The organism is uncultured Maribacter sp., assembly GCF_947500405.1.
GTDB lineage: Bacteria > Bacteroidota > Bacteroidia > Flavobacteriales > Flavobacteriaceae > Maribacter_B.
Map to the genome: position 1 here is coordinate 1 of NZ_CANMRY010000005.1, position 25,556 is coordinate 25,556.

Sequence of the window (25,556 nt, forward strand, 5' to 3'; positions counted from 1 at the left end):
GATTTTGAACTTAAATTTGTAGCTTAGACTAACTAAAAAAAAAGCAACGTTTGTTGCGTTAGAACCTTGAATGCAGCGTGGAATGGGATGAACATAGATAGTTTTAAAAAACATAGCTATGCATTTTGTCATTGGTCTCCAAAAATGACATTTAGTCGTTATAATGATAACTTTAACAACTAATTAAAACCTCATTCATAATTTTTTTCTAGTTTTATTTCAAAATCTAACTAATATTTGAATTAAATTTTCTTGTTTCTATTTATTGTGACAACATTTTTCAGCTAATTTGTAGAAGTGTAAATGCCATTTATTATGGAAAATGGTCAAATGTGAATTATATAGAAAAGGACTATTCTTAGTAATTGAGAAACTTCTGCGATTAATTGTAATCCAGTACTCTTTTTTTTTTTAATAAAAGACAATAAGTAACCATGAAATTAAAACTAATTGGCCTAATGTTTTTTTTAATAGGCATCAGTAACTTAAACGCCCAATGGACCGATGAGCAAAAGCGTATAGCAAGCGACAATGTAGAGGGAGACAATTTTGGTAATTCAGTGGCTGTTTCAGGAGACTATGCCATAGTAGGGGCAAAATATAACGATGATAATGGGGCCGATAGCGGTGCTGCCTATATATTTGAAAGGTCATTAAGTGGTAATTGGATTCAGCAACAAAAGCTTGTTGCCAGCGATGCCGGTGAATTTCATCGATTTGGTGAATCGGTTGCCATTTCTGGGGATTTGGTTATAATAGGAGCTCCTGTTAATAATGCTGTCTATGTATTTGAAAGAGGAGCAGATGGTAACTGGACAGAAGTACAAAAGCTTATCTCCAGCGACGCTCCGCGGGGTAACTTATTTGGTGATTCAGTATCTATTTCTGGTGATGTGGCTGTGGTTGGGGCATTCAGGGACAATGGGTCGACAGGTGCGGCCTATGTGTTTGAAAAAGGTTCAGATGGAAGCTGGTTTGAAGTAAAAAAACTAACTGCGAGCGATGCCTTTGATTCAGATGGTTTTGGCATTTCCGTATCGGTTTCTGGTGATTTGGCCATTATAGGAGCCTTTTTAGATGATGACAACGGTATTAGTAGTGGCTCAGCCTATATATTTGAAAGAGGTCCTGATACTTGGATTGAATCAAAAAAGCTAATCCCAAATGATGGCGGGAGGTATGACAATTTTGGTCAATCAGTGGCTATTTCAGCTGATGTTGCTGTAGTTGGTGCGCGAGGAAAAGATGGTTTTGGAACCGATACAGGTGCGGTATATATCTTTGAAAAAGGAATCGATGGCAGTTGGGGTGAAATTCAAATGCTAAGAGGTTTTGTTGAAGATCAATTAGGTAATTCAGTAGCTGTTTCAGATAACGTGGCCGTTGTAGGGTCTTTTTTAAATGATGAAGAAGCGGGAGATAGTGGTTCCGCTTATATGATACGAAAGGGGGCAAATGGCCTGTGGGAAGACATACAAAAAGTCAATGCCAGTGATGCTGCTTATAATGATAGGTTTGGGTGGTCAGTTGCCATTTCTGGAGATGTTGCGATAATAGGGGCAGCCTTTAGTAATGAAAATGGTGAAGACAGTGGCTCTGCATATTTTTATCGGTATACCCCTACTACAAATCAAGCACCAAGCCTAACGGCATTGGGAACGTTAAACGTAGAGGAAAATAGTATGGTTATTCTTAGAGGGGATATTACCGCAACCGACGATACCGATACCGAGGGTAATGGTTTAAGTTATGCCTTTTCAACAAAATACGGTTATGGTGAAGACAATACTCTTTTTATTTTGACGGAAGATACAGGTGTACTCTCTTTTATCAATAGCCCTGATTTTGAAAATCCACTGGATAAGGGTAACGATAACCTTTACGAAGTACAGGTTACAGTAACGGATAGTGGTGGATTTTACGCATTCCAAAATTATCCTATAAGGGTAACCGATGTGAATGAAACTATATGGGGTAATGTACAAAAGGTATTAACCAGTGTTTCTGGGGAAGGATTTGGTAATTCAGTATCTATTTCAAATGATTTTGCCATTATAGGTGCATCTGGAAATGATGACCTGAGTGATGAATATGGAAGAGATAGTGGTTCTGCATATATATATCAAAGGGACACCAATTGTAACTGGATCGAGGTGCAAAAAATCTTTGCAAGTGATGGTACTTCATATGATTACTTTGGCACATCGGTTGCAATTTCTGGTAATACTGCCATCGTAGGTGCCAATGGTAATGATGATAATGGTAGTAATAGCGGTTCGGTATATATTTATGAAAAGAGAGCTGATGGTACTTGGATAGAATCTCAAAAACTGACAGCCAGTAATGCTACTTCTGAGAGCAATTTTGGTACTTCGGTAGCCATATCGGGTAATTTTGCTGTGGTCGGTACGCACTATGATAGTAAAATGGGCTTAGCCTATGTATTTGAAAAGCGTGTAGATGGTAGTTGGGTTGAGCTACAAATGCTCGCCGGTAGCGACACTGCCTTAAGAGAGGATTTTGGTAAGTCAGTATTCATGTCGGGGGATAATATCATAATAGGTGCGGAAGACAACGATACTAATGGAAGCGGAAGCGGGGCCGCTTATATCTTTGAAAAGAGCTCCAATGGTACGTGGGTAGCTTCTCAAAAGCTAACTGCGAGTGACGCTTCTTTAGGGGATGGTTTTGGTTCTTCTGCGGCTATTTCCGATAATGTTGCCATAGTTGGCGCATGGAGTAATAATGATGATGGAGAAAACAGTGGTTCTGCTTACATTTTTGAAAAGAGTCCGACCGGCAATTGGGTAGAGGTTGAAAAACTAAAGGCCAGCGACGCATCTCGTAATGGTTTTTTCGGGATTTCAGTAGGAATTTATGGTGATATTGCTATCATAGGTTCAGATGAAGATGCTACTAAAAAAGGTGCTGCCTATTTATTTGAAAAACAGTCTAGTGGCAATTGGGTAGAAACGCAAAAATTTACACCATTTGACGGTTCAGGATATGATTTTTTTAGCAGGAACGTTTCAATATTTGGAAATACAGTTATAATAGGAGCCAAAAATGACAATGAAAGCGGTTCCCATAGTGGTGCTGTGTATTTTTACGGTTGTGCCCCTAATGATACGACTAGCCCTATCATTGTTTTAAATGGTGCCAACCCTTTAGAACTGAACCTAGGCGACATTTTTATTGAACCGGGGTTTTTGGCAACGGATAATGTTGATGGTGAAATTTCGGATAGGTTAGTGGTAGATACTTCCGATTTAAATACAAATGCAACAGGTACATATGGGATTACCTATAATGTAAGTGATGCATCGGGTAACGCTGCGGTCGAAGTAATTAGAACAATTAACGTTAGTAGTGCCCCTAATGATACGACTAGCCCTATTATTGTTTTAAATGGTGTCAACCCTTTAGAACTGAACCTAGGCGACATTTTTATTGAACCGGGGTTTTTGGCAACGGATAATGTTGATGGTGTAATTTCGGATAGGGTAGTGGTAGATACTTCCGATTTAAATACAAATGCAACAGGTACATATGGGATTACCTATAATGTAAGTGATGCATCGGGTAACGCTGCGGTCGAAGTAATTAGAACAATTAACGTTAGTAGTGCCCCTAATGATACGACTAGCCCTATCATTATTTTAAATGGTGCCAACCCTTTAGAACTGAACCTAGGCGACATTTTTATTGAACCGGGGTTTTTGGCAACGGATAATGTTGATGGTGAAATTTCGGATAGGGTAGTGGTAGATACTTCCGATTTAAATACAAATGCAACAGGTACATATGGGATTACCTATAATGTAAGTGATGTATCGGGTAACGCTGCGGTCGAAGTAATTAGAACTATTAAGGTTAGTGGATCAACAAACAAGTCAAAACTATATCCTAGTCCTACTTCAGATTGGTTTAACGTATCAGGGTTCGATAAAGATGGAAATGTAGAAATTTCAATCACTGATTTATCGGGTAAAGTCGTTAAAAATTTAAAACGATCTATTGTAAATGGTTTTTTAAAAATAAACGTATCGGACATTTCCAGTACAGGAGTTTATATCTTGAGTATTTATCAAGATGAAAAAGAGCGAGTTGATTTTAAAGTTGTAATCGAATAAGATATTTAATAAAGTACCTTAAAGGATGATAATCCTTGCCTGGACCTTAAACTGGTATGAAAGTATTAGGCGAGTATATTTTTCATAATCAGATAAAGAATTTTAATTAAGTCTATATCTGCAACTATGTAAAATAGACCGAAAATGGTCTATCCGCCAATTTACTGTGTTTGTTCTATAATGTTCTGCGTTATGTAACTTTGCTTTGGGAAAAGCGAAGTTCTTCTCCTAAATTTTCTTAGATTTTTTTCTTCTCAAAAGTTTCTTTAAAAATGTAATGGAATACTCTTTGCCCGAAGCGACGATAGGAGCGAAGTGGTAATGTGTATGAAATGGTAATATCTAATAACGCATTAAATTTATACCGTTCATCGAAAACAAAAAATTCATAGTAGGGTTTTTACTTTCTTTGTTGTTTACAAAGTACCAAACCCTTATTTATAGGGTTTTACGTAACGAAAACCTTAAATTTTAAACTATGAAACTTAACTTTTTAAATGTTTTTCTTGTTGTTTGTAGCATTCTAATTAGCTCATGTACCGATAACAATGATTCCAACAGTGGGTATGGCCAATTAAATATACAATTAACTGATGCCCCATTTCCTCATGATATGGTGGCCGAAGCCAATGTAACAATTTTTAAAATTGATGCTAGATATAAAGGAGATATCGAATTAAACGCTCAAGCAATAGATAGTACTGACGTGACAATAGAAACCGACAGCGGTAAATCTTTCATTGTATTAATGGAAGATGAAATACAAGTAAATCTTTTAGAGCTTACTAATGGTATTACCAAGAATTTAGTAGATATGGATATACCGACAGGTTCTTATGATTTAATGCGCGTCTACGTAAAAGGAGTAAACATTGTTTTAAAAGATAGTACAACCTATAATCTAAAAGTTCCTAGTGGCGCACAATCAGGCATTAAAGTGTTTATCAAACCCGAACTTATTGTAAGTAGCGGACTTTCATCAGATTTGTTGCTAGATTTTGATGTGAGCAAATCATTTGTAGCAAAAGGTAGAGGACAAAATATTACAGGATTCAATTTTAAACCTGTAATTAAAGCAAGTAATTTGTCTACAACGGGTACGTTGTTGGGGTCAGTTACTGGCGTTGAACAAGATTCTACTATAACAACTGTAGAAGGCGCTCAGGTGGCTGTTATCGTTTCAGACACCATTAATACTACAACTTTCACAGATGTTGATGGTGCTTATATGTTAATGGGATTAGATGCTGGGTCATACAATGTTGAAGTACAAAAAGAAGGCTATATTATGCAAACCACTGAAGAAGTTCAAATAAATGCAGCGAATAAAACAGTTCAAGATTTTGAATTAGTTAAGGAATAATACAGAGATTATAAAAGTAATTACTGGCGGGACATTTATCCCGCTTTTTTTGTTTTACTAGTAAAGAAACTGCACGGTATTTCTTTGTCAGAACCTTAAAGCTAATCTAAATTCTGATAAAATTTGATTTAAAGACATTTAAAAATTAAACAATATATACTTTATATATAAGTTAAATAAGTACTAATCATTTATATAAAAATTATGAAAAAATTAAGTTTATTGACTTTATCTGTTCTTTTTATGGGAATAATTTCCTGTAGAGACACAAAAAAAGAACAACAAGAATTAGACGCTACTTTAGATAAAATAGAGGCCGTAGAGCAAGAAATTGATGAAACAGTAAAAGAAGTTGAACAAAAATCAGAAGAAGTAGAATCAGCGCTTAGTGAACTTGATGGTATCTAAAAAAGAAAAGACATGAAAAATATAGCACGTATAATAGGTTTAATGCTTTTTGCATTTACAATGATGGCAACTACTGGGTATGCCCAAGGTAAATCTCAGGAGAAAGGAAAAGCCAAGAAGGAGAAAGTTAAAAAGGTCAAAGAAGATGTTGAAGAAGACATTGATAATGCCGTAGAGCAGCAAAAAGGTAAAGCTGACGAAATGAAAGGGAAAGGCAAAGAAAAAATGAAAGATAAGGCCAAGGATATGAAGGAGAAAGGCGTAGAAATGAAGGGGAAAGGTAAAGACAAAAAAAATAAGATTAAAAAGGAAAAGGGTGATGATGACTATGATCTTGATGAAGACAATGAGAAAGATGATGAGTTAAAAAAAGAAAAGAAAGAAAAAGCCAAAAAAGAAAAATCAAATAAAGGCAATGCGTATGGTCGTGATAAAGGCGATATGAGTGGAGAGGAATTTGGTAAGCATAGAGCAACTATAGCCAAAGAAAAAATTGACGAAACTGCTTCAACCTTATCTGATGAGGAAGAAACCTTAAAACGTGGTCGTAAAAAAGTTAAAGAAGCTAAAGAAAAAGTAGCGAAACAACGTGAAGAAAAAGGTGTTGATGAAGAAGCTATTAAAGAGAAAGAAGCTAAAATATCTAAAGCCGAAGAGAAATTAAATGAATTAGAAGACGTAATTAAAAAAGGAAAGGAAAAAGTAAAAAATAAACGTAAAGAAATTGAAGAGGTAGGCAACAAACCTGTAGAGTAAATTAGTATCGTAATACGTTTTAAAAATGCCCTTGTTATATTAAACTAGGGCATTTTTTATTAAATAATTTCGATAGAATAAGATTCAATTTTTTCAGATTATTAATAACTTATTGCTATTTTATATAACGTCGGATTATGAAAAACAAAGTGTTTCATAATGTTCTGCGTTATGTAACTTTGCTTTGGGAAAAAGCGAAAGTTGTTTCTGCGGTTTCGTGAAAAAATTTATTCTAAAAAGTATCTTCTACAATGTTAATGGAACACTTATTATGCGACGACGCAGGAGGGAAGCGTAATGTGTGTGAAATGGCATTGATGTAGAAGGCTTGAACCATCTTTAGTAATCACATTTTTAGGGTTTTAATAAAAATTTATTAACTTTATAAAACCAACACCAACCATTACTATTATGATTCACAAAGAACTAATTGACCAGCCAAAACAACTCTACAAATTAAGTCAGCTAATTCAGAAAGGATTATTAGACCTAGATGATTTAGCCCTAATAATCCCTGGAATTTTACACATAAATTCTCGTGAAGATTTGGCATTACAATATATGTCCAAAACAGGGTTGGATATTATTCGTTATTCGATGGAAGAACTAGAAGAATTGGGCGCAAGTGTTCTGGAAAAACACCAGGGTGAATTCACGTTAAAAGTTACTTATCCAAAACTATTTGCAGAAATATCTAAGAACGATGAAAATGCGGTAGTTCCTTTCTTTCAAGATTGGCAATACAATGAAGGTGAAAATCCAGTTTATCATTTTACTACCACTAAAATACTGAATGACACGCAACTAATTTCTATTTCACTTTTCCCTCAAGAAATAGAAGCATTTTCAAAGGATGTAAATCGTCTATTCGGCATTAATGCTGTTTTTGACAAATATTATAATTGCTTCAATTTACTTACCAAAAGAGAAAAGGAAATTCTCAAATTATTGGGTCAAGAATTATCTAGAAAAGAAATATCCCAATTGCTTTTTATTGACCCAAAAACAGTTAAAAAGCACTGTGAAAATATCTTCAAAAAGCTAGGCACCAATAAGCGAACTGAAATCAAAAATATAGCCGATGCTTTTCGGTTGATATAAAATAGGCTGTTTGGCGTATTTTTATTTTAAATGAGATTTTTAAACTTGTCCTTAAAAATGTAAATGAAATGATTAGAAACAAAATCCTCATAAAAATTCCTTTATTTCTTTTTTTTATTTGCAGTATAAGTTTTTCTCAAAACTTTGATTCAAAATGGCAGTCATATTCTAGACAAGGTTTAGGGGTTTCAAGCGCCAAAGATATCGGAGCAGTCTGGGGTAAATTAGATTTAGATTATCAAGTTACCGTAAGAGGAGAAATAGTAACTATAAAATTTAAATTGAAAAAATTTACTCCTAGTAATAGTGATGCCTATTATTACCAGCCGCAAGGAAAGACCTATACTTTAGAAGCACTTAATAAGCTAGGAATTAGTAATTCTAGATATATATCTGAAATCAATGCTAATTATACAGTAAATGAATTTGAAGAGGTTTCTGTTAGTTTTATATGTAATAATGATAATGAAAGTAATATAGCGACAGCAGGTAAAGGCTCTACAATCGGTGGTGGGGTGGTAAATGGCCCCTTTCAACTAGATCGTATTTATTCAATAAGCTTACCATTACAATATGGTTATAGATTAGGATTCCACAACTGTTTGGCAAAATCGGAAATGAAAATTTCAAAAATCACATTTGGAGGTGGGACACAACAAACAGATTCCAGTTTTATTAATCAGATATTGGATAACCCAAGTGAAGTTGAGAACACTGCTATATCTGGAAAAAATGAATCTAACTTAGCTATTGAGGAGGACAAAACATCAAATATTGAGTCTGGCATGGATAATATCAAAAAACCATATGAGTACTCTAAAGAGGAGTGGGAGAGTATGAGTAGCCAAGAACAACAATCAAGTTTACAAAATCAATTGGATAATCTTTATTCTAATGACTCGAATACCACAGAAATCTCTATTGATAAAAATTTACAAAAACAAGGTTACGCCTCAATGGCAAAAGGAGATTTCTTAAGTGCAGCTTCAAATTTATCGGCTGCTGGTGATACCTATGGAGCCATTGCAGCCACCGGAGTTGGGATTACTAGTTCTTTGATAAAAGACTTTAGGGATGCCAGAAATTTGAAAAAAAAAAATGCTGAGGAACAATATACTTCTATACTAATACTCGTTGAAGAACTCATACAACAAAGCAATAAACTATTATTGAACAAAGATGTGCAGGCCTATTTTCTAAAAGAAATAGAAATTATGAAAGCAAATCTCGAGGCATTGGCGTGGATTAATGCGGCCAATACCATGGAGAATAGTGAATATCACGACAAATTAGTAGACGCTATTGAAAGTTTTTCAGGCAAGAAATTTAAATTTAATGACCAAAGTAATTTTTTAAACGATTTCCAAAAGTTACAATTGTATTTATACCACCATTATGAACTTGATGATTTAGAAATTCACAAAAAATATCTTGGTATTTTTCAAAATCTGGAATTAGAAAAACAGAAGTTTTTAATTTCTTCAAGTCTAGATTTACACTATACATTTAGACAAAATGTCATTAATTCTGGACGTTATAAAAATAGATACAATTATATATTCACAAAAAAGAAGGACTTCTATGATTATAAATTAGCCTCGTTACTTAATACGAAAATCGATTTAAACTTTGACCCAGCAATAAAACACCCAGAACTTTCTCAAGGTAAAACAAAAGGTTATGAATCATTAATGATAGTAATGCAAGTCAAATCTCCCAATAAAGAATTACCAAAGTTACTGTATGGTCTTGAGTTAAATAATTCCTATAACACTATTGTTAAAAAATTTTCTAATGAAGGAGTGGATATAGAAATAGAATCAAAAAAAGGCAATCAAGTATATTTAGACGAAATAGAAATTTCACATCAAACTCCAACAGATTTTGAAGGTAATAGTTTGCCATGGCCTTCTCCATTAACTTTAAAGGATGTTACTTTTTTAGAAGGAAAAATAAAGGTGAAAATGCCAACAAATATGAATAGTATTCCTTCAGAAGTCTTATTAGCAAATGGATATACCATTCAATCAATGCCGATTTGTGCTTACATCACAAATTTTACAAGTAAAAAAGTAAAGTCATATGGTACTAGAATTAATTGTGTTTTTGGAATTTCTGAATTAACAGAAGATAAAACACTTGAAGAGGTAATGAATACTTTAAGAGTTGAATATAGCTCTAAAGATGAAAAGCATAAGATGCTAAATTTTATTAAACGTGATGTTAATGGCCTTAATTCGTTTTATGTAGAACATAGAAAAAGAAAATCAGGATTTTTAGAGTATCGAAGACTTATGTTCTATAAAGTTGATAATAAATTATATAGAATAAATATTCATTTCCCTTTCACAAATAAATTGTTGGAAAAAATTGTCGATGAAATTTATGAATCATTTAAGCTAAATTAGTAAGAAGTGGCCTAAGAGAATTTTTGGCAAAACAATAGGGGAGAGGAGAGTTAAGAATTTTAGGGGGCTGGCTACTATATTTGTTGACGGCCATATTGATTGTATTGCTTTAAAGCAATCTTAAGAGTTACAATGGATCCTAAAATTTAGCGACCGACCCGTACATTGTTTCCAAAATTCTCTACGTGACAAAAGAAATTAGCCAGTGGCTGATTACTTTTGGCGGCGGGTTGAAGCGTTGGCATTTTTTTGTTTCGCAGCCGCATCATCTCGCTCAAAGTATACTTTGCCGTATCAAGAAAAAAAGATAGATATTACTTTTAATAGTTAGAATGTTGAATTTCTATTTGACATAATATTAGAAGTGCTTAAAGTAATTATTGAAACAGGGCTAAATGGTAGCAAGTGCACAGAAATTTTATTTTCGAAATTTTGTGCTCTTGCGGCAATCTGACTAAATGTTTGTGAAAATTTTATTGACGTATAGTTTCGTATAAATTATGTATTTCAAAATAATCTAAAAGTTTTGCTTTTTTTGGCGCTGGCCAAGCGTTGGCAAATTGTGTTTAGAAATGAACGCCATAAAGCGTTTATTTTTAATAAGCAATCGAGCGATTGGCTGTGCGGCAATTTTACATAACGACTAATTATGGTACAAAATGAAATATGCGCCGTAGGCACCGCTTAAAAAAGATTGATGACCCTGTTGTAAGTTTTAATCGATTCTCAGAGCTTGAGGGCTATTTTATATAATATAGAATTATAGCTTACAAACGTATATTCTCTTGTTTGGTGAAAATGTTATACTTTGTACTATAATTTATATTATGTAAAATAGAATTTATAAAGTACTACTAAGAATCTTTCTTATGTAACTGTAAAACCATTGCTATGCTTATTCTAAGAAAACTAAAAAAGGCTATGGTATTACTTAGAATAATAAAAACATCTACAAGTGTAAAATTAAATGCCATAATATCATGTTTTCTTTAATATTTTAAAAATACATTAAGAAAATTAACTAACTATAAACTACTGTATACTTGGTAAAAAATAAATTATAAATGGTAACTTTTTAGTATTAAACACTTATTGCACTATATTTTCTCTTATACCAGATATTTAATAACACTCCTGTTATAATTAGTAACATCCCTACAATACTTAAAATAGTGTACTCTTCGTTTAAAAAGCCAATTCCTGCAACTATAGAAAATACTACTTCTATATATTTAATTGGAGCAATAATATTGGTTTCTCCAATCTGAAAAGCTTTGGTCATAAATATCTGTCCTACATACCCTAAAACACCAAGACTAAATAACAGTAATATATCTATACCATGTGGAGTTTTCCAATTAAAACTAGCTAATACACCACCTACTACGGTAGCAATGCACATAAAGTAATTTACAATTACAACGGGGTGTTCCCTATCCCCTATTTTTCTTATAATAGTATATACTAATCCGCTTGTAGCAGCAGCTGCAATAGCAAAAACAAAACCAAGAATGGATACATTTTTGTCAAACCCTTTTAAAGCAATAACGCCAACAAAAGACATTAGAAAAAACAGCCATTGTACAGGTTTTATTTTTTCTTTTAGCATAAAAATAGCAAATATGGCTGCAAAAATGGGAGAAATATACCGTAGCCCAACTGCCGACCCAACTGGCATATAATGTATTGCTAAAAAGAACAGAGACATAGAAGTTACCCCCACAACGCCTCTTAGAACTAGTAATTTTTTATGGGTCCCTAAAATGGGAATTTTTTTATGGATTAAAATACCAAAAGTGAAAAATAAGGTACCTAAAGATCTAAAGAAAACAAGCTCAAAAGTATCATAGGCTGTTAAATACTTAATTAGCACATTCATACAAGCAAAAGCTATGGTACTTAGCATCATAAAATAAATAGCCCTCCTTAAATCCATCTTCCAAATAATTTAATCTAACAAAGATATTATAATGAAGAATATAGAACATTACTGTCCTATTTGTTTTCTGCAATAGAATATATAAGAACTTCCTTATCTTTTCCTTTTAAAAGAACACTTCCAAGTTTATTAAAAGCATATAAATTGGTATTTAAAGTATTTTTTAAGCTTTGAGATATAAGCATCTCTTGTTTATAGGTATTACATTTTTCTTGTATTCTTGCTGCAGTGTTTATAGTATCTCCGTGATAAGCAATTTCTTTTTTATGCTTGCCAACTTCGGTAACTGTAACAATACCAGAGTTTAACCCTGCTTTAAAAAAAGGAAGTACGCCATAGTTTTTTAAATAGTATGCTTCTTTTTTATTTAGTTGGTGCTTAAAATTATAAAATGCGTTTATACAATTATTTGCTCTAATGCCGTCTTTTAATTTCCAAGTTAATATTACTTCGTCTCCTACATATTGGTATATTTCTGCTTCATTTTCTACCACCACTCCTAAATCTATAAAACAGTCTTGTAGCATTTTACTGTACTTAATATGCCCCAAATTTTCGGCATGAGTTGTAGAAGATTGTAAATCTAAAAACATAAAAATACGTTCTTCTTCTCTTGGCGTATAAAATTTTCCAAGAAAGTAATTTTTTAGATTTTGTTCGCCTAGCATAAGATTTATTTGCCTTAGAAAGCCCAAAAATAAATCTACCACTATAATATAAAAATAGATTGCAAAACTGCCAGATTCCCCTGCAAATGCTACTAGTCCTTTAGTTTCTCCTAAAAAAGTAGTAACAATAAAATGAGCAAAAACAATTATTAATGCCAGCAATATTATAATTGAAATTAAACGGAGAAGCGTTAATTTTAAAATTGAAATTCTTCGGTATAATTTTTCTTCAATAATTAATTGCGCAACTCCGGAGAGACTCCCAATTGTAAGACCAAATACTATAGATATGGTTATAGAGTGCCAAAACTCAAACTGTACAGAACTAACCTCTATAGTACCCACACCACGAACAATAGATAAGAAAATGAATGCTAGTGTCCACCCAATAATATAGTCGCTAACAATTTTTAATTTTCTTTTTGTAATAAAGTTCATGCTATATAAAACTATGTAATTTTTATTTATAAGAAGGAAATTGTGTTATACCATTTGTTTTTAGTTTCAACATCTGAAGTCCCCATTTTATCTACCTTGGCAGATATACTAGCTATAGGAGCATTTATAAAAATAATAAGATACGAATTTGCATTTTTACTTTTAGATATAAAGAAAATTTCTTGTGGAATATTTTCATATTTAGGAAGCCAATTATTTACTATTGCTTTTCTACAGCTTTCATTTTTTCCAGAAAATTCTATTTTATAAATTTCACTCTCTTTAGGAAGATTTTTAAAATAGGAATTACTTACATTTTTTAAATCACATTCTAAAAGAACTTTATTAGAGCTAAATATGTTTTTTAAATGTTCTTTTAAGGGTATTGTACTTTTTTTTAACTCTTTATGTATAATATCTGAAGGCGAATATGAAGATTCTGAAGGAATAGTTATAGTCTCCTTTTCTATAGATATATTTATATCATTTATAATAGGAGTGTTTCCCGCATATTCATTAATACTCCCTGAAACATATTGAAAAGTAATGCCGTTTTCTAGATTCTTAAAGGTTTTTGTTTTTAACCACTTCTTATTATTTTCTACCTGCTCTTTATGCTGTGAGGTATAGTCAAAACTAAAATATGATAATGTTGCAATACACCCGAAAACACCAAAAGCAATTATTAAAATTGGTATTTTAATAGAGTTTGTAAAAAAACTAAATAGAAAAGCGGTTAGGGAGCAAACAAAAAGAACACCCATCCCGATAATAGGGAAAAAAGTACTTAAACCATCTGCCCCCACAGAAGCAAAATAATTAAAATAGATAAGTAGCCCCAAAAAAAGTGCTGTTAAAACTAAAAATAGCTTGGATTTTTTTTTCATTACAAATCTTTTAGTATAGACTAATCAGAATACTAAAGTAGAAATAGTTATTTTAACATATAATCTCTTTAGCTTTTTTTAACGTAGAAAAGGGGTGTAATGCTATTATTTTAAATAATAATATTACAACTAAAAATAGTATCTAATTTGCAAAGTTTTTTTGTTATTAGACAACTTAAAGAAGAAACGGGAATTTAAAATAAAGTAATTTAAAACTTTACTCCAACTGCCTCAAACAAATGACTCATTGTCCAAGCAGGGCCAATCATTAAAAACTGAATATCTTTTAAGAAAGATGGTTTTTTTCCTTCATGGTTATGCCCTACAAATTGTATAATCCAGGCGATTACAAATATACCAAGCATAATAACCCAAAGCGGTGCTATATCTAGAATTTGTACTTGCTTTATACCAAATAATACTAAAACCGAAAATAGTAACATGCCTATAAATAAAGGAATAGATAGTCTTAAATAGTATAGCAATCCTAATATAATTACAATGCTACCAATATGGGCATACGGTAGTAATGAGGCAGGAATAATTTCTGTGAGTAAATTTCCTGTTGGGATAGATGCTAATAAACCAATTAGGCTAAAAAAGATAGCAGGAACGCAAAAATAGTGTACTATTCTATTAAATTTTGTTTGATGGCTTTCTCCATATTCTTCTAATAACTGGTCTATTTTTCTCATTGATATTAATTTTTAAGTAGTTAAAATTTTGAGTTTGCCTCATAATTTAGCTAAAAATTAATAATTAAGAAGATTCTACGAAAGTATTTTTTTTGAGTCTCTGGTATAAAATTTTTACTTTTTTTGTTCTACTAACTTATCATTTTCCCAAATTCCTTGCGTAATTATATCTCCTTTCTTGTTATAAAAAACACCTTGTCCATTGCGCTTGTCTCCTTTCCAATGGCCCACATATTTTTCGCCATTTGTCCAATAATAAGTACCCTCTCCATTTCTTTCATCATTTTCATAAGACCCTTTATAGTGCTCCCCATCTTTCCAATAAAAAACACCTTCGCCATGACGTTGGTTATTTAGCCATTGGCCTTCATAGCGGCTACCAGAATCTAAAATTGCTATTCCAAAACCATTTGCTTTTTGGTTAGTTACTTTACCAACGTAGTGAATATAGTTTCCTTTTTTACTCTTGAAAGTTAAATAGGCTCCTAAAGAGTTGTCTTGTAATTGCGATCGCATGCGGTTTACTTGTACTCTGGCTTTTTTTAATGCAAAATTTAAAGAATCTACTTCTCTAGTAAATACTTGTGTTTTTGCATTATTTGCGTTTTGTAAAGAATCTATATTTTTAGGAATAAACTCTTGTGTTTTAGCAGGCAAATTATCTCCTAAAGCCTGAAGTTTATTGGTTAAAGCAATCTTAAGTTTTAGTTCCTTATTAAATTGTTCTTTATTTGACAGTTGCGCATCATACACTTTTAAAGCCTGGCTGTATTGTCCTTTTACTAGTAGCGAATCGGCCTCCAGAATATTATCCTGAACCTCTACCCTATTTTGCAAATCTTTTTGTGCTGCTATACTTTCTTCTAGTTTTTTTTGAGTGCTAACTGTTTTTGTAATAAAAATGATAGAAGTTATTATGCTAGCTGCCAGTAGTATATATAAAATAGTTTGTTTGCTTTTCATTTTCATAGGATTTAATCGTCCAAATGTATTTCTGGTAGTTTATTACGTACTTTTCTAAAATCAGGAGAAAAATAAAGGTGGCAGCGTATAGCCCAACTTTGTTTATACTCTCCTCCGTTACTTAATTTTTGCCCTTGAGAATACATTGCTCCAGCGGCTACAGTTAATCTTGGAGTTAAAATATAACCTAGGGTTGTTGTAATCCTTAAATCTTCCATTGGGCTAGCTACAACAGATTTTCCACTCTGCATAATTAGTTCGGTTTCAGGAGCTACGTAAAAAGTTTTAGGTTTTAGTTTATGACTATTTAGCGGAATTTTTAAACGAAACATGTAACGCCATCTATTTCTAAATGTATAGTTACTATTTTCTTCAAAACCTTGTGTCCATCTATGTTCTATACGCAACCTATGGTAAATCATCATACTAGATAATGGTACAGCAAATTGGTATTGGTGCCATATACGCCATTCTGGAACTAAATTACGATCCGTAGAACTTTCATCTGTATTAAAATTAAGGCGCAAAACCCCGCCTAAACTTGCATTAAATTTTTTAGAATGTAAATACCCAATGGCATGGCGATTATATATTTGCGCTACTTGGCCAACAAAAGGAGTTTCTTCTGTTTCTGCAAATCTAAAATGTGTTTGTGCTACCCAAAAAAGACGTTTAGAAATACGAATATTACCGTATGTATTTATCCATGTCTTTGTGGAGGGTTCTTTATATTTAGATTCTTTTGGTAATACTTTTTCTGTTTCCTGTGCTAGTATAGTATTGGTAATTCCTAGAATTAATACAACCAAAATACCTGTAAAAATTTTCATAAACTGTTTCATACTTAGTGGTCTTTGGTATTTGCGTAATTATGAAACAACTCCATTATAGTTTTTGGGTTTTGTTCTTTCTTTAATTTGCGCTCTAGTTTATGAGTATCTTTATTTCGTAGAGCCAACACATCTTTGTGTGTTGCTTTTATTTGCGTATTTAATTCCTTTGCTTGTTCACAATCTAAGTAACTTTCTACGTGCTCTAAAAAATGAGGAATTACTACTTTGTCATAAGCATTAGTTATTTGTTTTTTTATTACTTCATCCATTAAAGTAGCCGTAAAAGGATTCCAAATTTTATCTATATATATTTTTTGAAGGCTGTCTACCTGTACCGGAATATTAGCTGTAGTTTTAGCTAGTTCTAAATAGGTTTTATTGCATGCGAGGATAGATTTTGCTTTTTCTAATTTAAGCCCATTATCTTTTACAGTTGCATAAATACTTAGTTGTTCTTTAGATTTAGCTTTAATGCTTTGTAATGCTGGAACATATTTTTTATGGATAGCATTAGCTGTAGAATCTATGTAATTAGATAATGTAGTATTATCCGATATTAATGTTTCTTCTAGACTTATAAGTTCTTGTTGTCTTTGTTCTTTGGTTAGTTTGTTTACTACTATTTCTTGAATACGTACTAAGCTTTTTTCTACATTAGAAGCTATTTGAGCAATTTTTTCTAAACTGTTAGATGTAGCAAAAGAAACTTCTTTTTCGGTATAAAGTTCATAAGTTTTTTTACTTTTTTCATTTGTTAAGTCATTAGCTACAGTTATTGTTTTGGAAGAAGGGATTTTACCTTCCCATAAACTTTGTAAAACTGCTTCTCTTGGAAAAAATTCTATTATTTGTTGCTCGTTGTAAGAAACAAAATTGGCTATAGGATTTACAAACTTATTGGTAATTTCATTGATAATATTGTAATAATAAAAAGACTCAGAATCTGAGAGTTTTAAAATGTTTAATTGTGTATTACGTAATAAAACTTCGCTTATTTTTTTTGAAGAGTTATTATTTTCTACAATAGTTTTTACCAAACCAACTTCTACAGAATCTAAAGGGTAATACGGGACTTTTACTTTTAGTTCTGGTGAAAAATTAGATTTTCCTAGCTTAGAAAGTATCCCATCTATCTTTTTATAGTAATCATTATTCTGTTTTAATAATTGTTCTATGTTCCCATGATAAATAGAATCTTCCCCATTTAATGCTATTTGTAATTGAATAGCTTTTAAATAGCGTTTATCTAAATGTATAGTTTTTGTATTACTATTTTTGAGTGTGTAAATTGGAATAGTTTTGTTTCTAGAATCGTTTATTTGAATGTTTTTTAGAATACCATCAGAAAAATTCCAATCTTCATTGGTACCCATAGCATTACTAGAAAATAAGGACCATTGGTCATGTGCTAGTCCATTTCTTAAAAACCTTCCTACCAGGGTATTTTGCTCATTCTCTATACTAAAATCTTTTTGTGGAATTCCTTTATCAAACGTAATAGTACTTTTAAAAGTAGTTTTTTCTATTTCAGAATTCTTAATATGATTTACAGTGTATACCCATAAACCGTCTGGTTTACCCTGCTTAATTTTACCTTTCGCTTCTTCTTGAATACCATTAATATTTACCCGGTATTGGTAATTTACTAGTTGAGAACTTTTATCTGTTTTAAAATCACCAAATTGAAAAATCCAATCTCCTATAGGGTAATTTTCTTTAAAAGCACCTTTAAATAAAAAGGAAGAATCCTCTTTGTTTATTAATAAATCTAGATTAGAGCGGTACATTTTAAAATCGCCTTCTAAAACAGTATCCTTAGAAATTAAATAGTAATTATATTCAGCTATACCAGCATATTTTTCAATAGCAAATGGGCCAGAATACTCTTGTGTTTGCCCAGACAAAGAACTAGAAAAAAATAAAAATACTACTAAGCCAAATAAAAAGGGGTTGGTAAGCCTTTTATGGTTCATATGATGTTTTTAATTATACTTTTATACGTAAAAAAAAGCAAGTTAGATGTTCTTTTAAAAAAAATAGATTTTTAATCCTATAAAACACTAAAATAACTGCATTATATTGGTATTTATATAGTGTGTAAAGTTTTAGTGAATAGTTGTTTTTTTAGGTTTAATTACACAAAAAATACGTTTCAAAAAAGTATCTTCGCGCGAATGTGGATGTATTTAGGCCTGCTATCGGCTTTATTTTTAGGATTACATAATTTATGCAAAAAGCATGCGGTACAAGGAAATGAAGTATTTCCTGTGCTTTTAGGTACTACAACTGCTGGTTTTATGTTGTTACTGCCATTTTACATTGGTTCTTTAACATCTCCAGAATTTATGCAAAAAATAGGTTTTTATGTTGCCCAAATTTCTTGGAAAGTGCATGGTTTTATAGTAATAAAATCTATGATTATGGCATCTTCTTGGCTTTTGGCTTACCAAGCATTAAAGCATTTGCCTATAACCATTGTTACACCAATACGTTCTGCAGGTCCTTTTTTTACTTTTATTGGTGCTATATTCTTATACCAAGAGAGCCCTAATTTTTTGCAATGGGTTGGTTTTTTTCTTATTATATTTTCGGTACTTCTATATTCTAGAGTAGGAAAAAAAGAAGGTATAGATTTTAAAAATAATAAATGGATTTTTGCAATTATAGGAGCCACTTTCTTAGGTGCTTCTAGCGGTTTGTACGATAAATTTTTAATTCAATACCAAGATTTAGCACCACAGACACTACAGTTTTGGTTTTGTTGGTATACCGTTTTAATTCTTTTAGTAATACTATCCATAACTTGGTTTCCAAATAAAGAAAAAAGAAAAGCATTTAAATGGCGTTGGACTATTCCCGTTGTTGGTATTTTATTACAAACAGCAGATTATTTTTATTTTAAAGCCCTGCAAGATTCAGAAGCTTTAATAATGCTATTATCGGCGATAAAAAGAAGTCAAATACTTATAGCCGTTTTAATTGGAGGTGTTGTTTTTAAAGAAAAAAATAAAAGAAAAAAGCTTGTTCCTCTGATAGGTATTATGTTAGGAGTAGCATTAATTTTATATTCTTAGTTTTTAAATTGTTGGCTGCGTAACACTTATATAATAAAGCATTATTATTTTTGAGATTTAAGTAAGGTTACTTTATCATTATTAATTGCTGTAACTTTACACTTAGCTATGATGTATAAAAAAGTCTTCTTTTTAAAGCTATACAAGCCTTATGGTGTTCTTAGTCAGTTTATATCAAACAACGATAAACAAAATCGTAAAAAGAGATTTTTAGGAGAGTTACAAGTTTTTCCAGAAGGTATTATGCCAGTAGGAAGGTTAGATGAAAAATCGGAAGGCTTATTATTACTAACTACTTGCGGTAAATGGAGTGATATTATTAACCAATCTGGTATTGAAAAAGAATACCTAGCACAATTAGATGGCGAAATAACAGTAGAGGCTATAACCAAACTTGCACAAGGTGTAGAAATAGGCTTTTCAGGTAAAAAATATATAACAAAGCCTTGTACTGTTCAAAAACTAATAGAAACCCCAGAATTACCTTTACCAAATTCTGCTATACGATTAGGGAGGCACCGCCCAAACTCATGGGTGCGTATAGTCCTAACAGAAGGCAAATTTAGACAAGTACGTAAAATGACGGCAGCTGTTGGTTTTCCTACGCTTAGACTTGTACGCGTTAGAATTGGAGATGTTTATTTAGAGAACATGAAACCTGGTGAAGTTGCTCAAGTAGAAAATTCTAGTTTACTTACTATTGATTTTTCCACCAAAGAGAATTCTATAGGATTTTTATCTAAAAATATAGGTTCTCCAATTTTAGGAACTATCGTATTTATTTTTAGCTCGTTGGCTTTATTTAAAATACGTTCTACAGGATCTGTCCATGAATGCATAGCAAGTTTAAAAGCTCCCCAATGTATTGGCATTATAATTTCTGCTTTAATATCTACACCAGCTTGTGCAGTTTCTTCGGGCATCATATGAATTTCACTCCATAATTCATTATACTGTCCGCATTCTAGTAAACCTATATCAAAAGGGCCATATTTATCTCCAATATCTTTAAAATGAGAGCCATAACCACTATCTCCACTAAAAAATATGTTTTCTGTAGTAGATTGTATTACCCAAGAACTCCATAAGGTAGTTCCACGGTCATTAATACCTCTACCAGAAAAATGCTGCGCAGGGGTACAAACTAATTTTAAATCGTTTAAAGTATTTTCTTGCCACCAATCTAGTTCTGTAATATTTTCTTTTGATACGCCCCAGGCTTGTAAATGTGCTCCTACCCCTAAAGGAGTATAAAAGTGAGTAACTTTTCCTTTTAGTTTTTTAATAGAACCATAATCTAAATGATCATAATGATCATGAGAAAGAATAACAGCATCAATCTTTGGTAATTTTTCTATTTCTATAGGTAACTCTTTACTAAACCTATTATTTCCTAGCATTGGATGCGGTGCAGGTACCTTTCCAAACATTGGGTCTATTAGAATATTTTTGTTATTCATTTGTAGTAAAAAAGTAGAATGCCCAAACCAAACTAGCCTAGTTTGATCTTTATATTCTGCAATAGCAACAGAATCTATTTTTTGAACAGTTATATTTTTTTTAGGAATTGTGTTGGGTTGCGGACTAAAATATAGTTTTAGCATTTTGGTAAAATTGCTAAAACTCATATTCATTTTTACATCACCCAAATTTATAAAAGTTCCTTTTTTATAATTACTAGAGGCTGTAAACTTCTCTTTTTGTTCTTTGGAAGGAGTACCTCCAAATTCTGGGCTTAAGTTCACAAATAAAGCCACAATAATGCATATAACCACTAGTAGTGTACCTATAACTGCAAGCATACGTTTTAAAAATTTAAATGCTCTTTTTTTCATTTTACCAATCTATAGGACGGTAATCTTTTAAAAATTTTCCGGACCAGTGTTTACCAGTATTTATTCCATCGATTAAAGGATCCATTACTCTAGCTGCCCCATCTACAATATCTAAAGGAGGCTGAAAATCGTGTAATTCTTCTTTTTTCTTTGCTAATTCTACAGGATCTTCATCGGTAACCCAACCTGTATCTACAGCGTTAATATAAATACCATCTTTAGCAAGACTACCAGCAGCAGTATGTGTAAGCATATTTAAAGCGGCTTTTGCCATATTGGTATGCGGGTGCCTGTCTTCCTTAAAAAAACGATGGAATTTACCTTCCATAGCAGAAACATTAATAATATGCTTTTTACCTGTATTGTCTTTCTTCATTACCTCAGACAAACGATTACAAAGTACAAAAGGAGCTACGGAATTTACTAATTGCACTTCTATCATTTCGGTAGTTTCAATTTCACCTAACTTAAGTCTCCAGCTGTTTGTTTTACGTAAATCTACCTGTTGTAAATCGGCATCTAACTCTCCTTCAGGGAAAACTTCTTGTGCCTGTAAAGAATTATCAAAACTATATGGTATTTGTGATAATTTTGCAGAAGCACGTATACCAATTCCTGGTTCTGGTCCATGCCACGTTACTGGCATATTTTGATTAGGGGAAGCGGTAGTTCTTAACTGCTTTAATTCCGCTAAACAATTGGTATGATCTTGTAATAAACCTGCAGCGTATTTAGGTAATTCATCTATAGTTAACTCCTCATTAGGCATTAAATGTTTGTAGAAACCTGCCGGTCTACGTACAGTTTGTGCGGCATTATTTATTAAAATATCTAAGCGTTCATATTTTTGTTCTATAAAATTACAGAAGATTTCTACACTTGGAATATGTCTTAAATCTAATCCATGTATTTTTAATCGATGTCCCCATTGCGTAAAATCTTCTTCTTTAGAAAAACGTAAGGCAGAATCTACAGGGAAACGTGTGGTTGCTACAACGGTTGCTCCTGCACGTAAAAGCATTAGGGTAATATGATAGCCAATTTTTAGTCTAGAACCGGTAATAACAGCTACTTGCCCTGCTAAATCTGTGGTTTGAAAACGTTTTGCATAATTAAAATCGCCACATTCGGTACACATAGTATCATAAAAATGATGTAATTGTGTAAAAAGTGTTTTGCATACATAGCAGTTTCTAGGTGACTCTAATTCCTGCAAGTCTTTTTCTTTGAGTTCTGCTTCTGGTAATAGCTTAGGAGCTACAAAAACTACGGATTCTCTAGCACTACGGATTCCAGTTACTTTACGCGCATTTTTATCTCTTGCAGCCTGTTTTCTTTTTTGTGCTTTTTTGGCATCTTTTTTTCTTCTAGAAAACTCTTCTCTATTAGGCCTAGATAATTTACCCGAGGCTTTTAATAAAGCAGTTCTTTTTTCCTTAGAAATTTCGAAAATCTCATTGGTATTATTAATTAAATGTTCTAGGACAGAAATGCATTTATCTATTTCGGACTCACTAATACTATTAGGGTTTTCTATATCTTCTTTATCACTCATAAAATATATCCAATAAAACTATTTAAAAAAATAGAAACTTATTTACGTTTGTTTCTTTTATTATAGTTTTTATCACCTTTTGTTTTTCTCTTTTTGTACTTTTTTTCTATGATTCTTTTGTAAGATCCTCCTTGGTTAGTTTTCTTGTTTTTTTCTGATTTCTCATGAAAACTTGGCCCTGGAGCATCTTCATCGCTTATTTTAATAGGATTGTTAGGCTCTATTACTTTAGGCTTTTCTTCTGGAGTTTTCTTTTCAGAAATTTCTATATGTTCTGGAAAGGGAATGTTTGGAATAGAAAAATCCATAAGACTCTCTATTGCCTCTTTATCTTCTGCTTCTTTAGGTGTATAAAACAATAAAGCATTTCCTTTTTTCTCTGCCCTACCCGTTCTACCAATTCTATGAATATAGTTTTCAGGAAAAGATGGGGTATCAAAATTTATAACATGGGATATTTCATCTAAATCTAAACCACGCGCCATAACATCTGTAGTTACTAATATTCGGTTTTTACCCTCATCAAACTGGCGAATAGAACGTACTCTATAATTTTGAGTTTTGTTAGAGTGAATTAAACATATTTCTTCACTATATATATCTTCTAAAACAGCAAACAAACGGTCTGCACTTTTCTTATTAGAGACAAATACTAACACTTTATGAAAAACTTCCGCATCTTGAAGAATATCTACTAAAAGATTGGCTTTGGTATAAAAGTTAGGAACTTCATAACAACTTTGTGTAATGTTTTCTAACGGTGTTCCACTTAATGCAACAGACACTTTCTGCGTATCTTTAAAAAAATTGGTTATTAGGTTTTCAATTTCATCGGTCATTGTTGCAGAGAACATTATATTTTGCCTTTTCTTAGGAAGCAAATCCATAATATTTGTTAGCTGAAAACGAAAACCTAAATCTAGCATTACATCCACTTCATCTATCACTAATTTTTTAATCATTTTAAGCTGTAGAGCTCTACTTAGAACCAAATCATATAAACGGCCAGGTGTAGCTACAATAATATCTGCACCCTGCATTACTGCCATTTTTTGGGTGTTTATATTAGTGCCACCATACACAGCTAGGGTTCTTACATTCTTATATTTGGTAAATTTTTCTATCTCTTCTACTACTTGTAATACAAGTTCTCTAGTAGGAACTATGACTAAAGCTTTAGGATGAATATCTTCTGAATACGGCAATGTATTTAGCACAGGAAGCATATATGCAAAGGTCTTTCCTGTTCCAGTTTGTGCAATACCAATCATATCTTTACCCGACATAATTACTGGAAAAGCTTTAGATTGTATGGGTGTTGGTTGGGTAAACCCCATGTCTGCAATAGCATTGCGTAATGGTGTTCCTATTTTAAAATCGTTAAAAGATTGCATACACTAAATTTTTGCAAAGATAGCTACATTATAGTGCAAGTTTACATAAATAAAAAGATATAATAGTACCTGATTTTAAACCCTTTAAGTTTAATTATTTACTAATCTTCTAAGTGCTACCCATTGTTTAAGCATATCTCTAGAATCACAAGCAGGATACCCTAAAACGGTTTTGCCAGCAGGAACATCGCTAACCACACCAGAACCAGCACCTACTTTTGCACCAGCGTGTATGGTTGTATGGTCATTTATAGAGGCACTACCACCAATAATTACGCCGTCTCCTAAGGTTACAGAACCCGCAAGTCCACTACTTCCGGCCATGATGCAACAACGTCCTAAAACACAATTATGACCTATTTGTACTAGGTTATCTATTTTACAGCCATCTCCAAGAATGGTAGAGCTAAATTTGCCTCTGTCTATACATGAATTGGCGCCAACTTCTACATGATTACCAATTACTACATTGCCAATATGTGGAATCTTAACTAGACCTCTACCGTCTTCACTTGGTCTATAACCAAAACCATCTGCTCCAATACTTACATTGTTATGAAAAATACAATGCGAACCAATTATAGAACGTTCTCTAATTACGGTTCCAGACCAAATTGTAGTATTTGCGCCAATTTCAGAATCATCAAAAATACTAACATTAGGATATACTATTACGCCTTCTGCAATTTTAACATTTTTTCCAATATAGCTATTTGCTCCAATTTGTGCACCTTTACTAATAGTAGCAGTTTCATGAATAACAGCTGTAGTATGTATATCAATTTCAAACACAGGTGGCTCTGGACTAAAAACACCTAATAATTTAGCCATTGCTAAATCTGCACACTTTACTTTAATAACCGCTTGATTGTCTTTAGGCATTATTTTAATGTTTTCACTAACTATTGCAGCACATGCCTTAGAGTCTTTCCAAAGTGATGTATGTTTTTTACTACCAATGAAAGTTATTTGATTTGGAGTAGCGTTTTTTAATTGATTTAGTCCGGTAATTTTTTTAGAAGTATCTCCTATTAATTCTCCAGATAAAATAGTGTTTATCTCTTGGATGCTGAATGAATGCATATAGTAATTATTGGTTGTTTTTT

18 protein-coding genes and 1 pseudogene are annotated in these 25,556 nt (G+C 32.3%); 8 read left to right on the top strand and 11 right to left on the bottom strand.

Annotated elements, in window-relative coordinates; translation table 11 throughout:
• The first annotated feature begins 434 nt into the window (after positions 1 to 434).
• The 6 genes from Q0945_RS08250 (at position 435) to Q0945_RS08275 (ending at position 10,169) form a co-directional block, all read left to right on the top strand.
• Positions 435 to 4,133: an immunoglobulin-like domain-containing protein gene (locus Q0945_RS08250; protein WP_299433325.1), complete on the top strand. Its 3,699-nt coding sequence runs from the start codon at positions 435 to 437 to the stop codon at positions 4,131 to 4,133.
• Positions 4,134 to 4,611: 478 nt separating this feature from the next.
• The gene (locus tag Q0945_RS08255) at positions 4,612 to 5,496 is read left to right on the top strand and encodes a DUF4382 domain-containing protein (RefSeq protein ID WP_299433328.1); all 885 of its coding nucleotides are present in this window, start codon (positions 4,612 to 4,614) and stop codon (positions 5,494 to 5,496) included.
• A 204-nt stretch (positions 5,497 to 5,700) separates the two neighbouring features.
• Positions 5,701 to 5,904: a hypothetical protein gene (locus tag Q0945_RS08260; protein ID WP_299433331.1), complete on the top strand. Its 204-nt coding sequence runs from the start codon at positions 5,701 to 5,703 to the stop codon at positions 5,902 to 5,904.
• A gap of 12 nt (positions 5,905 to 5,916) precedes the next feature.
• Complete coding sequence (locus tag Q0945_RS08265; RefSeq protein WP_299433334.1) at positions 5,917 to 6,660, top strand: hypothetical protein; 744 nt, start codon at positions 5,917 to 5,919, stop codon at positions 6,658 to 6,660.
• Between the two features lie 411 nt (positions 6,661 to 7,071).
• Complete coding sequence (locus Q0945_RS08270) at positions 7,072 to 7,761, top strand: helix-turn-helix transcriptional regulator (RefSeq protein ID WP_299433337.1); 690 nt, start codon at positions 7,072 to 7,074, stop codon at positions 7,759 to 7,761.
• A 68-nt stretch (positions 7,762 to 7,829) separates the two neighbouring features.
• Entirely contained in the window at positions 7,830 to 10,169 is a 2,340-nt protein-coding gene (locus Q0945_RS08275; RefSeq protein WP_299433340.1) for a hypothetical protein, read from the top strand.
• Between the two features lie 1,081 nt (positions 10,170 to 11,250).
• Here the strand turns inward: Q0945_RS08275 and Q0945_RS08280 are convergent.
• From Q0945_RS08280 to Q0945_RS08310, 7 genes are all read right to left on the bottom strand, one after another.
• On the bottom strand, positions 11,251 to 12,105 hold the full coding sequence (locus tag Q0945_RS08280; RefSeq protein WP_299433343.1) for a DMT family transporter: 855 nt from the start codon (positions 12,103 to 12,105) through the stop codon (positions 11,251 to 11,253).
• A 59-nt stretch (positions 12,106 to 12,164) separates the two neighbouring features.
• Positions 12,165 to 13,214, bottom strand: coding sequence for an adenylate/guanylate cyclase domain-containing protein (locus Q0945_RS08285; protein ID WP_299433346.1), 1,050 nt, complete (start codon positions 13,212 to 13,214; stop codon positions 12,165 to 12,167).
• Positions 13,215 to 13,240: 26 nt separating this feature from the next.
• Positions 13,241 to 14,101 carry a hypothetical protein gene (locus Q0945_RS08290; protein ID WP_299433349.1) on the bottom strand — a complete coding sequence of 287 codons (861 nt, stop codon included), beginning with the start codon at positions 14,099 to 14,101 and terminating at the stop codon, positions 13,241 to 13,243.
• Between the two features lie 209 nt (positions 14,102 to 14,310).
• Positions 14,311 to 14,796 (bottom strand): Mpo1-like protein, encoded by a 486-nt coding sequence (locus Q0945_RS08295; RefSeq protein ID WP_299433352.1) that lies wholly within the window; start codon positions 14,794 to 14,796, stop codon positions 14,311 to 14,313.
• A gap of 114 nt (positions 14,797 to 14,910) precedes the next feature.
• A complete protein-coding gene (locus Q0945_RS08300) occupies positions 14,911 to 15,759 on the bottom strand; it encodes a hypothetical protein (protein ID WP_299433355.1) in 849 nt (282 codons plus the stop codon).
• Between the two features lie 11 nt (positions 15,760 to 15,770).
• Positions 15,771 to 16,601, bottom strand: a complete 831-nt coding sequence (locus tag Q0945_RS08305; protein WP_299433358.1) for a DUF2490 domain-containing protein — start codon at positions 16,599 to 16,601, stop codon at positions 15,771 to 15,773.
• A 2-nt stretch (positions 16,602 to 16,603) separates the two neighbouring features.
• Positions 16,604 to 18,565 (bottom strand): hypothetical protein, encoded by a 1,962-nt coding sequence (locus tag Q0945_RS08310; RefSeq protein ID WP_299433361.1) that lies wholly within the window; start codon positions 18,563 to 18,565, stop codon positions 16,604 to 16,606.
• A gap of 201 nt (positions 18,566 to 18,766) precedes the next feature.
• On the opposite strand from Q0945_RS08310, the gene Q0945_RS08315 reads away from it, so the two are divergent.
• Both Q0945_RS08315 and Q0945_RS08320 read left to right on the top strand, forming a co-directional pair.
• Positions 18,767 to 19,666 (top strand): DMT family transporter, encoded by a 900-nt coding sequence (locus tag Q0945_RS08315; RefSeq protein ID WP_299433364.1) that lies wholly within the window; start codon positions 18,767 to 18,769, stop codon positions 19,664 to 19,666.
• 111 nt (positions 19,667 to 19,777) lie between these two features.
• A pseudogene (locus Q0945_RS08320) lies at positions 19,778 to 20,347 on the top strand (pseudouridine synthase); the annotation flags it as partial.
• Here the strand turns inward: Q0945_RS08320 and Q0945_RS08325 are convergent.
• From Q0945_RS08325 to lpxD, 4 genes are all read right to left on the bottom strand, one after another.
• A complete protein-coding gene (locus Q0945_RS08325) occupies positions 20,338 to 21,501 on the bottom strand; it encodes an MBL fold metallo-hydrolase (RefSeq protein WP_299433368.1) in 1,164 nt (387 codons plus the stop codon). The pseudogene Q0945_RS08320 and the gene Q0945_RS08325 sit on opposite strands and share 10 nt — an antisense overlap.
• Position 21,502: 1 nt before the next feature.
• Positions 21,503 to 23,056, bottom strand: a complete 1,554-nt coding sequence (locus Q0945_RS08330; protein WP_299433371.1) for an SDR family oxidoreductase — start codon at positions 23,054 to 23,056, stop codon at positions 21,503 to 21,505.
• 38 nt (positions 23,057 to 23,094) lie between these two features.
• A complete protein-coding gene (locus Q0945_RS08335) occupies positions 23,095 to 24,450 on the bottom strand; it encodes a DEAD/DEAH box helicase (RefSeq protein ID WP_299433374.1) in 1,356 nt (451 codons plus the stop codon).
• Positions 24,451 to 24,540: 90 nt separating this feature from the next.
• Entirely contained in the window at positions 24,541 to 25,533 is a 993-nt protein-coding gene (lpxD, locus tag Q0945_RS08340; protein WP_299433377.1) for a UDP-3-O-(3-hydroxymyristoyl)glucosamine N-acyltransferase, read from the bottom strand.
• Between the last annotated feature and the right edge of the window lie 23 nt (positions 25,534 to 25,556).

Bases quoted from the DNA above. Each gene is read 5' to 3' on its own strand.
- Q0945_RS08330 (WP_299433371.1), bottom strand. From the start codon at position 23,056: ATGAGTGATAAAGAAGATATAGAAAACCCTAATAGTATTAGTGAGTCC.
- lpxD (WP_299433377.1), bottom strand. From the start codon at position 25,533: ATGCATTCATTCAGCATCCAAGAGATAAACACTATTTTATCTGGAGAA.
- Q0945_RS08335 (WP_299433374.1), bottom strand. From the start codon at position 24,450: ATGCAATCTTTTAACGATTTTAAAATAGGAACACCATTACGCAATGCT.
- Q0945_RS08305 (WP_299433358.1), bottom strand. From the start codon at position 16,601: ATGAAACAGTTTATGAAAATTTTTACAGGTATTTTGGTTGTATTAATT.
- Q0945_RS08260 (WP_299433331.1), top strand. From the start codon at position 5,701: ATGAAAAAATTAAGTTTATTGACTTTATCTGTTCTTTTTATGGGAATA.
- Q0945_RS08285 (WP_299433346.1), bottom strand. From the start codon at position 13,214: ATGAACTTTATTACAAAAAGAAAATTAAAAATTGTTAGCGACTATATT.
- Q0945_RS08270 (WP_299433337.1), top strand. From the start codon at position 7,072: ATGATTCACAAAGAACTAATTGACCAGCCAAAACAACTCTACAAATTA.
- Q0945_RS08290 (WP_299433349.1), bottom strand. From the start codon at position 14,101: ATGAAAAAAAAATCCAAGCTATTTTTAGTTTTAACAGCACTTTTTTTG.
- Q0945_RS08280 (WP_299433343.1), bottom strand. From the start codon at position 12,105: ATGGATTTAAGGAGGGCTATTTATTTTATGATGCTAAGTACCATAGCT.
- Q0945_RS08325 (WP_299433368.1), bottom strand. From the start codon at position 21,501: ATGAAAAAAAGAGCATTTAAATTTTTAAAACGTATGCTTGCAGTTATA.
- Q0945_RS08265 (WP_299433334.1), top strand. From the start codon at position 5,917: ATGAAAAATATAGCACGTATAATAGGTTTAATGCTTTTTGCATTTACA.
- Q0945_RS08315 (WP_299433364.1), top strand. From the start codon at position 18,767: ATGTGGATGTATTTAGGCCTGCTATCGGCTTTATTTTTAGGATTACAT.
- Q0945_RS08255 (WP_299433328.1), top strand. From the start codon at position 4,612: ATGAAACTTAACTTTTTAAATGTTTTTCTTGTTGTTTGTAGCATTCTA.
- Q0945_RS08310 (WP_299433361.1), bottom strand. From the start codon at position 18,565: ATGAACCATAAAAGGCTTACCAACCCCTTTTTATTTGGCTTAGTAGTA.
- Q0945_RS08300 (WP_299433355.1), bottom strand. From the start codon at position 15,759: ATGAAAAGCAAACAAACTATTTTATATATACTACTGGCAGCTAGCATA.
- Q0945_RS08295 (WP_299433352.1), bottom strand. From the start codon at position 14,796: ATGAGAAAAATAGACCAGTTATTAGAAGAATATGGAGAAAGCCATCAA.
- Q0945_RS08250 (WP_299433325.1), top strand. From the start codon at position 435: ATGAAATTAAAACTAATTGGCCTAATGTTTTTTTTAATAGGCATCAGT.
- Q0945_RS08275 (WP_299433340.1), top strand. From the start codon at position 7,830: ATGATTAGAAACAAAATCCTCATAAAAATTCCTTTATTTCTTTTTTTT.